The sequence below is a fragment of the Treponema primitia ZAS-1 genome (assembly GCF_000297095.1).
Classification (GTDB): Bacteria; Spirochaetota; Spirochaetia; order Treponematales; family Breznakiellaceae; genus Termitinema; species Termitinema primitia_A.
Map to the genome: position 1 here is coordinate 1 of NZ_AEEA01000013.1, position 11,584 is coordinate 11,584.

12 protein-coding genes and 3 pseudogenes are annotated in these 11,584 nt (G+C 45.4%); 12 read left to right on the forward strand and 3 right to left on the reverse strand.

Going from position 1 to position 11,584, the window contains the following annotated elements; all coding sequences use genetic code 11:
* From TPRIMZ1_RS18190 to TPRIMZ1_RS0101275, 10 genes and pseudogenes are all read left to right on the forward strand, one after another.
* A pseudogene (locus TPRIMZ1_RS18190) lies at positions 1-570 on the forward strand (DUF2188 domain-containing protein); the annotation flags it as partial.
* Positions 571-583: 13 nt separating this feature from the next.
* Positions 584-793 (forward strand): hypothetical protein, encoded by a 210-nt coding sequence (locus TPRIMZ1_RS0101235; RefSeq protein ID WP_010253554.1) that lies wholly within the window; start codon positions 584-586, stop codon positions 791-793.
* Positions 793-972: a hypothetical protein gene (locus TPRIMZ1_RS0101240; protein ID WP_010253555.1), complete on the forward strand. Its 180-nt coding sequence runs from the start codon at positions 793-795 to the stop codon at positions 970-972. The genes TPRIMZ1_RS0101235 and TPRIMZ1_RS0101240 overlap by 1 nt, the downstream gene beginning before the upstream one ends.
* Before the next feature lie 89 nt (positions 973-1,061).
* On the forward strand, positions 1,062-2,114 hold the full coding sequence (locus TPRIMZ1_RS0101245; RefSeq protein ID WP_010253557.1) for an ATP-binding protein: 1,053 nt from the start codon (positions 1,062-1,064) through the stop codon (positions 2,112-2,114).
* Positions 2,115-2,243: 129 nt separating this feature from the next.
* A complete protein-coding gene (locus tag TPRIMZ1_RS20375; RefSeq protein ID WP_157784161.1) occupies positions 2,244-3,008 on the forward strand; it encodes a hypothetical protein in 765 nt (254 codons plus the stop codon).
* Between the two features lie 98 nt (positions 3,009-3,106).
* Positions 3,107-3,475 carry a hypothetical protein gene (locus TPRIMZ1_RS0101255; RefSeq protein ID WP_010253561.1) on the forward strand — a complete coding sequence of 123 codons (369 nt, stop codon included), beginning with the start codon at positions 3,107-3,109 and terminating at the stop codon, positions 3,473-3,475.
* A 62-nt stretch (positions 3,476-3,537) separates the two neighbouring features.
* Positions 3,538-4,464 (forward strand): hypothetical protein, encoded by a 927-nt coding sequence (locus tag TPRIMZ1_RS0101260; RefSeq protein ID WP_010253565.1) that lies wholly within the window; start codon positions 3,538-3,540, stop codon positions 4,462-4,464.
* Positions 4,454-4,939 (forward strand): hypothetical protein, encoded by a 486-nt coding sequence (locus tag TPRIMZ1_RS19605; protein ID WP_010253567.1) that lies wholly within the window; start codon positions 4,454-4,456, stop codon positions 4,937-4,939. The genes TPRIMZ1_RS0101260 and TPRIMZ1_RS19605 overlap by 11 nt, the downstream gene beginning before the upstream one ends.
* Positions 4,936-5,103 (forward strand): hypothetical protein, encoded by a 168-nt coding sequence (locus TPRIMZ1_RS20380; RefSeq protein WP_010253570.1) that lies wholly within the window; start codon positions 4,936-4,938, stop codon positions 5,101-5,103. The genes TPRIMZ1_RS19605 and TPRIMZ1_RS20380 overlap by 4 nt, the downstream gene beginning before the upstream one ends.
* 164 nt (positions 5,104-5,267) lie before the next feature.
* Positions 5,268-6,215 (forward strand): hypothetical protein, encoded by a 948-nt coding sequence (locus TPRIMZ1_RS0101275; protein WP_198429882.1) that lies wholly within the window; start codon positions 5,268-5,270, stop codon positions 6,213-6,215.
* Here TPRIMZ1_RS0101275 and TPRIMZ1_RS18205 read toward each other — a convergent pair.
* A pseudogene (locus TPRIMZ1_RS18205) lies at positions 6,212-6,667 on the reverse strand (lecithin retinol acyltransferase family protein); the annotation flags it as partial. The gene TPRIMZ1_RS0101275 and the pseudogene TPRIMZ1_RS18205 overlap by 4 nt on opposite strands.
* 211 nt (positions 6,668-6,878) lie before the next feature.
* Here TPRIMZ1_RS18205 and TPRIMZ1_RS0101285 point away from each other — a divergent pair.
* Both TPRIMZ1_RS0101285 and TPRIMZ1_RS18210 read left to right on the forward strand, forming a co-directional pair.
* Positions 6,879-7,397, forward strand: a complete 519-nt coding sequence (locus TPRIMZ1_RS0101285) for an ASCH domain-containing protein (protein ID WP_081503598.1) — start codon at positions 6,879-6,881, stop codon at positions 7,395-7,397.
* Between the two features lie 93 nt (positions 7,398-7,490).
* Positions 7,491-8,705 (forward strand): annotated as a pseudogene (locus TPRIMZ1_RS18210) (IS256 family transposase).
* Between the two features lie 317 nt (positions 8,706-9,022).
* Here the strand turns inward: TPRIMZ1_RS18210 and TPRIMZ1_RS0101295 are convergent.
* Positions 9,023-9,391 (reverse strand): hypothetical protein, encoded by a 369-nt coding sequence (locus TPRIMZ1_RS0101295; RefSeq protein WP_010253578.1) that lies wholly within the window; start codon positions 9,389-9,391, stop codon positions 9,023-9,025.
* A 108-nt stretch (positions 9,392-9,499) separates the two neighbouring features.
* A partial coding sequence (locus TPRIMZ1_RS0101300; protein ID WP_010253580.1) for an InlB B-repeat-containing protein occupies positions 9,500-11,584 on the reverse strand: 2,085 nt, incomplete at its 5' end.

The following is an 11,584-nucleotide window of genomic DNA, read 5'->3' on the forward strand; positions in this document are numbered from 1 at the left end:
AGTATTATCTGCGATTATAAAACCGCCTCGGTATGGAAGGTCAAGTTCAGCGATTTTGAGGACTGGTATTTGCAGGGAATGATTTACGCATGGCTCTTACGGAAGAATGGCTTTACCGTCAATAAGTGCCGCTTTATTGCCCTCCTGAAAGACCACAGTAAAAGCGAAGTTGCCCGTGACTACCAGTACCCGGCAAATCCTGTATTTGTCTATGAGTTTGACGTTACCTTTGTGAATCTTATCAAGATAGACACCTTTATCAGAAATAAGGCACGGGATTATCTGCGAGCTATTGAGCTTGCAGACAATGACATTCCTCCCTGCAATCCCAATGAACGGTGGGATAAAGTAACCAAGTATGCCGTGAAAAAGGAAGGCAGGAAAACCGCTGTCCGGCTTCTTGACGACCAGGCTGCGGCGGATGCCATGGCGGCTGAGTTTGGCAAAGGACACTACGTTGAAGTACGGCTCGGTGAATCCACCAAATGTCTGTCCTATTGCCGCTGTTGTGGGTTCTGCAATTACTATCAGGATTGTGTTAAAGCCCTGGATGTAAAAGCGGCAGCGTAACGGAGGTATTCTAATGAAGTATGCCATTAAGACACGGTTTATCTTTCAGGGAACTTTCTCTGTGGAAGCTGAGAACAAATCCCAGGCGAAGGAATATGTGGAAAAACATTGCGGCCTTGTATTAGGGGGCGATATTCATTCCTCCCTTCCCTGCGAGGATGCGGATTGGGATTTTCCGGTTCATCCGGAAAAAATTATCGCCGGAGGAAGGAGGGTTTCTTAATGCTCAGGCTGAAAAGCAAGAAAACAGGTAAATACATAAAAGCTGATTCAATGGGCATGGTATGGGTATTTGAAACCAAAATAGAAGCAACATATTTTCTGAAGGTGAATAAGGCAAACCCAACAGATTTTATCTTTGAACCACTAGAGGAACTGGATAAAAAGAAGAACGGCGTTTGATTTATTAGACAGCACCGGCACGGATTTCTGTTGCCGTGGTTGATATTAAAATTACTGGGTTACTAAGTAACCCGGCAAAGGAGAAGCAAATGGCTTTTAAGAAAGCGGAGCGTACCCAATTGTATTTGCGGTGCGCGTTATTTGGCCCGTCAGGTTCCGGGAAAACCATGACGGCCTTGCTGATGGCGAAAGGGATTGCTGATAAGATGGGTGTTCCCTTTGCGGTCATTGATACGGAGGCCCGGTCGGCATCAAAGTATTCCGACCGCATCCCGTTTGATGTGGATGACCTTGCGAACAAGACGGTGGATACTTATATCGCCGCCATGAACGAGGCTATCAAGGCGGGGTACAAGGTGCTGGTGATTGATTCCCTGTCCCATGCGTGGCGTGAATTGACCGATGAGGTAGACCGCATCGCACAGAACAGCGTCAGTAAAAACACCTTTTCCCCCTGGGCCAAGGTAAACCCAAAACAAAAACGGTTTATCGACGCCATCCTTAACTTCCCCGGACACATCATCGCCACCATGCGGAGCAATACCGAATGGGTAATTTGTGAGGGGAAGAACGGAAAATCCTCCCCGGAAAAGGTCGGGCTAAAGCCTGAACAGGGCAAGGGAATTGAGTACGAGTTTGACCTGCTTATGGAAATGGACCAGAACCATCAGGCGACCGTTACCAAGGACCGGACCGGAAAGTTTCAGGATGAAACCATTACCAAGCCGGGGGAGGCTTTCGGTGTGGCCCTCTACGACTGGCTCTCAAGCGGTACGGTGGTTCCTGTACCAGAGGCAAAGCCCGCTAAACCCGTGAAGGCTAAGGCCGGAGACCCCAAAGCGGCCCCATCCGGCAAACCCCCTGCGGAACAGCCAATGGCTGGCAGCGTAAAGGAACGGGGTAAAGGTATTATCCAGGAAATAGGGATACTTATTACCGCCGCTGCCGAATCCGGACAAGCTTATTTTACCGAAACAGAAAAAGAAGAAGCCCGGGGAATCATCCACACTATTACTTTGGATGAAGCGGGTATCGGGGACCTGGAAGCCCTTAAATCTTTCCTGAACGATGAGCTTGCCAAGCGTAAAACCACCAATATGCCGCAAACGGCGGCCACACCTGCGGCCACCAAAGCCGCCTAATCGGGTTACTTAGTAACCGGAGCCAACCATGGCACATTACTTTTTCTCTGCGCCGATACGGTCACGGCTATATCTGTCATGGCAGTTTCGGCGTTTTTATTACAATCATTTCATAGGAGGAGGGTTTCAATGAAACCTCAGAATCACAGTTTTATAGACACCATAACCAATGGTGAATGGCGGAAATCATTACCGGCGATTTTTCCGGTATCCCAGAAGGAACCACAAAAGGCGCTTGTAAGAACGAGGCCAATACCTGCTACAACCGTTAAGCGGTCAAGGCCAAAGACACGGGTGGTAACACCAACCCAGACACGGGTACGCACGGTAGCGCGTGTGCCGAAAGCAAATGTCGAAATTATCCATTTGCAAAACCCGGACGATTACGACCGCGCATTGTTTGTATGCAAAGCCTGCTCAAAGATTGACGGAACACAATTTACATCAGTTATCCATGTTGAACCGATGAAAACCGGAAGCCGTCTTATCGGCACCGATGGTAAACGGCTGCATGTCGCCGAAGTAAAATCCATGATTAAGCCCGGTAATTACAAGCCCCTCATCACCAAAGACAGCATCGGTTTTGGCAAGCCGGAGACCGATGTTCAATTTCCCGATTGGGCTAAGGTGGTGCCTCTTACGGTGCGGAAACGGGGAACGATTGACCTTGGCGCGGTCAAAGGGACAAAAACCATCAAGGCGGATAAGCTGTCTGTCGTTATTCGCTCTTTCATGAAGCAGACCGGCGAAACCGTCAACCTGCGCTACCTTGAGGACCTCCCGAAAACCGCCTGGGCGGTGTATACCCAGCCGGAACAGCATAAGGCGTTTGTCTTGAAGCCCCAGGGGAATCTGAAAGGCATCTATGCAGTAATGGTGCCGAGCGCTGCATAAACGGACAGTATGTTTCTTCACCGGAAAAGGGAGTATGGCTCTGTCAGAGTTGTACTCCCTTTTTGTTTTTACCCATACAGTATAAAGGAGCAATGTCTATGAAAGAAATAGATGAAAAAGATGGAAAGCGGTGTACCTTGTACGATGTGAGCGAGGAAGCTAAGAAGGCAGATATTGAAATGCCGGTTTTGCTGGACGCTGAACTTGCCGGAAAGCTTGAGCCGTCTCCCTTTCTCACATCAATAGGCATCACCTTCAAACAACGCCTTGAAAATCTGCTCAGCCTTGTGCGTTCAAGCATAAAGCCGACGAAACAGGATGAAAAGCAGTTCGGTGTGCCGTTTATGGTTCTCAAAGGGCCATTGGTAAGCGAATCGTTCGTATTGGTGCATGTCAATATTGAAAGTAAAGACGGAAAGCCGTCAATCACGCTTAGTCAAATAAGCGAAATTGACGAGAACGATTAACGGTAATTCTTGTCAGGCGGTTCCGTATTGGAGCCGCTATTTCATTTCTTTTGGAGGTATGTATGTTTTTCTTGTTACCGCTGATACCGATAGTATCGGCAATTACGACAGGCGAAGTAATTGGTATCGGTTTAACCGCTATCGGCATTGGCGCCGGGATAAAAGGCTCCATTGATTTTCACCAGGCGCAATCCCTAGTGGATGACGCCCGGAGTGAATACAACTATATGGCCGAACGGATACGCTTGAAGGCACAGACAATTCAAAACCGGTTGATTGATTTCAGCAAATTAAAGTTGCAAACCTATACCGGGATTATTCATGAAGCAGTAACGGTATTGTCGCGGTTCAAAACCATTAACCTGTCATCATTCAAAGATATTCAGGTTGACACTGTCCGGTTTCTAAAGACCGAACTTGAAACGCTGGAAACATCCTGTGTCAAAGCAAGCGATGTACTGTCAAGTTTATCGGCTGGCATCAATGCGGCGGTGTATGACAAGTACAATTACAAGGACACACCCCCGTTGATAGAAACCATGGGAGGGTTTGGCATTAAAGGATTACCGCAAATCGAACTGCCCAATATACCCTATTCCGCTATCACCATGGCGGGGCTATCCTGGGGCATAAACGGCAATGTGGCATTGACCCGTTCGGAAGCTTCTGCGGCCGACATAAGCGCTGCAACAGAACGATTAAAACCGGCGCTGGCAGGGTTTAAGGTTATCGCAAAGCGGATATCAGAGGCCGAGACCTTAATTGCTTCGTTAAGCGAAAAACTTGCTGTTGCTATTGAAGAGCTATCCAAAACTGATGGTGAACACATTACCGCCATAGACGCCATGGGGATTGAAACGACGATTTCGCTTACAAAAGCATTAAAACAAATCATCGAGGTTGATATCGTCAGTGGAAATAGTCTTTGTAATAGTGAATCCGGTATCCTGTTCAAAAGAATATGGAAGGAGTACGGCAATGATGTATGATGAGAATGATTACGAGGAATTGCCGGATTACGATGAAGAGCAGGGTTACGGGGAAGACCCAGATGATTCAGGGTATCCGAAACTACCGGAACCTTCCCGAAGGCAAAACTATTCAAACCGTTATATCGGCGAGACCCTTGGGGCCGTTATGCAGTCGCTTACAGAATACGCCCGGACCCTTGAGCGCGAAAAATCAAACCGGGCCGATATTGAACGCAAGCGGAAAACCGCCCTTTCCGTAATCCGCTCTGAAAGGGGTGTTATGCTGCAATACCTCAATCACCGGTTCGGGGAACGGCAATCGCTCTATCAGCAGTATTTTCAGCTTATTGATACTGCCCTGGAACAGCAGCAGGAGGAATTGGTCAGGATGGTTCTTGAAAATATCCTGAATATCTATCAGGATAATCCTTGTTCAGGTCTCGAGGATTTCAGGCAACAGTTTGAGGCTATAAGTGAGGTGGTCCATATATGAAACCTAAACCATCCGGCGTTATGCCGCCGACCGGCAATCAGCAGCGCCTTTTCCTCTGCGAAAGCTGCGGCCATACCTTCATGGGGATAAAAATCGTATTCCCCCCGAAATGCCCGGAATGCGGCAGCGCGAAAGTAAAAGAAGACCATCGGGCAGAGTATTGACCGCTTCCCAGCAAAAATAAGTTAAAAAAGTTTACAATTCTCATTTGGTACGGCGTTATATGTCGTAGCGCCCGCCGTATATTCATAACAGAAACTGGGTTTTAACCTGTTTCAAGGTTCCTGCTTGTGCAGGGACAAATACTCTTTTGGAGGTTACTATGTACATGAAGAATGAAGATATCCTTACCGGTAAAACGCTGGACAATCCGCAAATCCTCTGGGATGAGGAAGACAAGTATGCCATTATTATCTACCTGCTTCTCTCGCTGGAGAAAAAAGCCGGGAAGGATGAGTTGGCTCGTTTTGATGACCTTTTCGGATTGACCAGCACAAAACCGGAAGAAACGGCCATTGACGAGGATGAAAATGTCAACAAACTTGAAGGATTAGCGGAATCAAGGGAAACCATTATCCGCGAATGTGAAAAGTTTCTTGCGGAACTGGATGAAGCCAGCCGGTATGATTGCATCGTTGATGAAATCGACCGCTTTATTGAAGGCGGCGCCGACCATGATTCAACCTGCGTCATTGGCAGCAGTTATGCAAACTTTGGCAAGGACAACAAACTGGACGGCGGCGCGTATTGGCTTTTCGATTTGGTGAAGCTCGTTATTGCAGATGCCGACTACAGCGGCAACAAGAAACGGCTTATCAAACACCTTGCCCGGAAATGGAATGTTGAAGCGACCGTTTTGACAATGCTGGAAAAGTCTGCGAAGACATTCCTTTCAATCAGGAAAGCAAGGGCGGAAATTGAGGCAAGCGACAAGCCCTATCATGAGGCAGTCAAGCTCCTCAATGCCCTTGACATAGCGGAAAAAGAGGCGTGGCGGGAACTGAACAATGCCGGTGTTGCCAAGGACAAAAAAACATCGGCCTATGTTGCCGCCCAGAATCGGGTTTCCGAGGCCATTGAGAACCTCACCGGAAAACCAATGGACCGGCTCAAGCCCAACGACACAGGGGAAGTCTCAGAGGAAGACGACGATGACGAGGAACCGGATTTCTGGGATGAAGTCGCTGATAAGGCCGTTAGCGGCATACAGTGGTTTTTCGGAGGAATCGCCGACGCCATTGAGAATGCTACCTTGACACTCGACAGCCGCCGTTAGTAATACGAAACAATGACCCCAGGGCAAGTATTTACCCTGGGGCTTGTTTGTATTTTCCGGATTACTTTATTATTTTCCATTTGAAGGTTTAAAACATACATCCCAGACGATTTATTTAATATTCTTATTATTTTTTTTTCTTCTAATACCTTTGCAACATTTACACCTATTACAATAGCTGTTGCTGTTACAACTATTCCACCAACAACCTTTAACCCCGTCTCTACCTGTCTCGATTTTAATTCACCGGTCTTACACCATCGTGCAAAATGCTCACAGTTATAGAAAATCAGGTCATATTCACCTTTTTGTTTACCAATAAGCGAATACGCCCGACGAACTATTTCGTTAGGCGTAAAAGTCTGCTCCATTGAGCTATCCACATGACCGGCATTGCCTTTAAGAAATACTTTCAGGCTTGTTTGCTGAATAAATGCATCCTTTGATGAAAGTTCAAAACCATTCTTGAGGGCAGCGGATGGCGAAGGTAAATGTTTTTGAAATTACGTAGTAATTTCTACCTATTTATGGGGGCTTGCGGGGGTACCCCCAATTTAGGGCGTGATAATAGTGCGGCTGGGGTGGGAAGGAACGGGAGGCGGTATGAATTAACAGTATTTATAACTGCTTGAATCATTTCCGCCGATGTTTTATAATCTTTCTATGAAAGTTTTATCGATACGGCAGCCGTATGCTACGCTTGTTTGCAGGGGGATAAAAACTATTGAAAATAGGACTTGGGATACTAAATACCGGGGGAAGCTGCTTATTCACGCTTCGGGCAAGTCTCTTGCGTGGCCGGAATTAAAGTATATGCCGGATATTTTTACTAAATACCATCTTAAATATTATGGGTATGATCCTCTGCCTAAAGATGCCCCCGATTCCTTTAAGGGGTATATTCAATTTCTAAATGAGATAGTTGCGCAGTATGGTTTGGGCGAGAAACTTACTTATAAAATGCCTGTAGGCGAAGCAAAAAATGCTGCCAGGAAATATGGGTTTATTATGCCTGGCCAATGTATTGTCGGGGAGGCTGAGCTGGTCGATATTATCGATGATTCGCAAGATGAATTTGCTGAGCCTTCCTGTTTCCATTGGATTTTTGACAAGGCTGTTTTGTATAAAAAACCGATTATGAATGTGATGGGGAAATTGCGGTTATGGGAATATGAAAAATAGTTTGGTTTTTTTTCATTTTATCAATTTTCTGTTTCGGAAGAGGACATGTAACAAAATTAGTGTAAACGGCTATACTACTAACAAGGAGCAAGTATGGCCTTTTCAAAGGAAGTCCTGGATGCAATTCTGAAGGACTATCATGGACCCGATGACTTTTATGGGCCTGAAGGGATCATGAAGCAGCTGACCAAAGCGCTTGTAGAGCGAACGATGGAAGCTGAACTGACCGAACATCTTGGGTATGAGAAAAACGACGCGGGTGAAAAACAAATCTCGGATCGTCGGAATGGCAAAAACACCAAAGAGTTAAGAACCGACAATGGGCCAATGACCATCGAAGTCCCCCGGGATCGGGAGGGAACATTTGAGCCCCAAATTGTACCCAAACACCAGCGGGAGTTTCGGGGATTCGATGATAAAATCCTTTCGATGTACGCTCTGGGACTTACCACCCGCCAAATACAAGATCATCTCAAGGACATCTACGCCGTTGATGTCTCTCCTGAGCTTATCAGCCGGGTAACCGACGAGGTTAAGGAGTTGGCGAGTGAATGGCGCGGGCGGGTGCTTGAGCCCTTTTACCCGGTACTTTTTCTGGATGCGCTGCGGGTCAATATCCGCGATGGGGCCACGGTGGTCAAAAAATCCGTTTATTTGGCCTTGGCGATACGTTTGGATGGACAGAAAGAGCTTTTAGGGCTCTGGATTGAGCAAAACGAAGGGGCCAAGTTCTGGATGAGCATTATGAACGAGCTTAAAAATCGTGGAGTACAGGACATCCTCCTTGCCGCAGTCGATGGACTCACCGGTTTTCCCGATGCCATTGCTGCGGTGTTTCCCAAAACCGAGGTTCAACTTTGCATTGTCCACATGGTCCGCAATTCAGTTCGATTTGTCCCGTACAAAGACCGGAAGGCAGTGACTGCCGGACTCAAAACTATATACCTGGCTCCTTCAGCGGAACTTGCCGCTGAAGCGCTGGACGAGTTCTCGAGTGTCTGGGATAAAAAATACCCAATGATTTCAAAGTCCTGGCGGAGTCGATGGAACGAGGTCATACCGTTTTTCAAATTCTAGCCTGAAATCCGGAAAGCGGTTTATACGACCAATGCTATCGAGTCGGTTAATTACACGATTCAAAAAATTATCAAACACCGCCAGTCTTTCCCAAATGACGAGGCTGCGGTGAAATTAATTTTTATGGGCTTGAAAAATATTTCCAGAAAATGGACAATGCCCATACGGGATTGGGGCGCTGCCCTCAATCAATTCGCAATCATTTACGGGGAAGATAGAGTCCCCCTATGATTACCGTTTACACTAAAAATATTACAAGTTCTCGGAAGATGCCATAATTGCGCTCATTCTCTTGTAATAATCGTATTATTATGCAAAAATATTTTGTTCTAATATAAAATTTTCATAGTGCTTGGCACACTTATCTTTACCTCTAGGATTTTTTGGTGCCTGGTACTTTAAAATGAAAAGTAACGCTATCTACGCTACTGGTAGTGTCCCTCGCGCGAGGGACACTAGGCATTTCCGGTGCCTGGCACCCCTGCGTTGCCTAGTCATTTTTTAAGATTTTGTGCCAGGCACCAGTTTATCCCCTTTACGATTTCCATTCACCAAATCCATTGATCTAATAATTTAATACCTTTTATTTTAACATGTGAATATTTACTTTGCACATAAATAATTTCAGTTATACCCTTTTCTGTTAAGACATCAGAAACGTATTTAGCGTAACTAAATGTGGTTTTTAGCTTTAATTTTAATTCTTTATCCAGACCGTCTTTGGTCTTGCTTATTCCATCATGACTGCAATTTTGTGGTAAACATTTGTTGGTTTCATGATTTAATAATTCAATTGCACTCATTATTATTTCTTCCGAAATAGTTATGTTACTTTTTTCTAATTTAATTATAATAGGGAGATACCCAATTTTAGAAAGCATTAATTTTCTTATATTCGCTGGAATGTTGTTTGCCATTGCAATTCTCCTTTTGTTTTATCCAAAGTAGAATATCTTCTTTGGGAAAAGTAAATGACCAACATCGTATTTCCGTTGTAGCCTGTATAACATAATTAAGACCTCCTCCTACTCCCATCCACCTGCCGTACCAGCTACACTACTTTCCAATGTAACCCCCATTCCGACTGTAGTGTCACGCTTTTTATTTCCATAAGAAACATATACAGCATGTCCATGGGAGTCATTATTTGCAGTGTTTTTTAGTTCCGCAGATACATTTGAACCATAAATAATGCATCCTGTTGACTTGGTGAAAATTCCTTCATTATTAACGTACACACCACCTCCATAAGAAGAAGAAAGAGAAGAAAAAGCCTCATTACCGCTGATTACCCCACCACTTATAGTAAAGGAACCGCTATTCACATACACACCACCCCCATAAGAAGAAGAATAACCAGAAGCCGTATTACCGCTGATTTCTCCACCGCTCATGGTAAAGGAACCGCTATCCACATATACACCACCCCCATAAGAAGAAGGATAAGTTGGAAAAGAAAGAGCAGTAGAACCAGAAGAAGCCGAATTACCGCTGATTACACCACCGCTCATGATAAAGGAACCGCTACCCACATAAACACCACCACCATAAGAATACGGCTTATTAGAAAAAGAAGAAGTAGAAGCCCTATTACCGCTGATTACACCACCGTTCATGATAAAGGAACCGCTACCCACATAAACACCACCACCATATGATCTAGCCGTATTACCGCTGATTTCTCCACCGTTCATAGTAAAAGAACCGCCACCCACGTACACACCACCTCCATAAGTTGGAGAATCAGTAGAACCAGAAGAAGCCGAATTACCGCTAATCTTAACGCCATCATTTATTTCCAGGACTCCGCCATTATTAACTTTTACAAGCGCATTTCCATTGGAATTAATCGCTCCCCGTAAAGTAATGTTATTTTCAAGTATAAAGGTAACTCCGGTGTTAATCACAAATAAACTTGTAAATGTATAGGTATTTAAGCTGATGGTTCGTTCTACACTATCGCCCATAAGTGTTATGCCAACTGTCAAACCAGTATACGAAAGAGTAATATTTGATGCTAACTCATCTGCGCCAAGAACAATAAAATAATTATCACCGTTCATAGCGTAGGCCGAAATATAATCAAGAGATGAAGCAAGGTTTTGATTGCCGATTTTGTTTGCTGCAATGACAGAAGTTTTATAAAGTCCGGCAGATACTGGACCTTCTTCCCATTTAGCATAGAGTATTATATTGACCATTACAGTTAATGTAGCGCCAACCGGGTAACTTATCCCGGTTCCATCGATGGCGGTATTCCATCCATTAAAAGTGTATCCGGATTTATTTAAACTGCTTCTACTGCCGACTATAATATTCGTTCCCACATCCGCCGTTTGAACTGACGGCGCTGAACCACTGCCGCCATTTGCATCGTATGTTACGGTAAACACAGCCGATGCATCAGACCACTGCGCATAAAGGATAGTATCCGCATTTACCACAAATGATACACCAGCCGCATAACTTGTCCCGGTCCCATCGGTGGCAGTATCCCAGCCGCTAAAAGTGTACCCGGATTTGCTCAAACTGCTTCCACTGTCGACTGCTATAATCATTCCCGCACTCACCGTTTGCACTGTCGGCACTAAATCGCTACCGCCGTTTGCATCGTATGTTACGGTATATGTAGCCGATGTATTAATTACCCACTGCGCATAGAGGGTACTATTTACATTTACCACAAATGATGCACCAGCCGCATAACTTGTCCCGGTTCCATCGGAGGCAGTATTCCAGCCGCTAAAAGTATATCCAGATTTGCTCAAATTACTTCCGGTACTGACGGTAATACTTGTTCCTGCATTCACCGTTTGGGGTGATGGCACCGAACCGCTACCACTGTTTTCATTGTATGTAACGGTATGCGTAGCTGACGTATTAATTACCCACTGTGCGTAGAGGATAGTATCCGCATTTACCACAAATGATGCACCAACCGCATAACTCGTCCCGGTCCTATCGGAGGCAGTATTCCAGCTGCTAAAAGTGTATCCGGTTTTGCTCAAATTGCTTCCACTGCCGATTGTTATAACTGTTCCTGCATTCACCGTTTGCGCTGCCGGAGCAGTGCCTGTCGCACCATTTCCATCAAAACTTATAGTATAAAC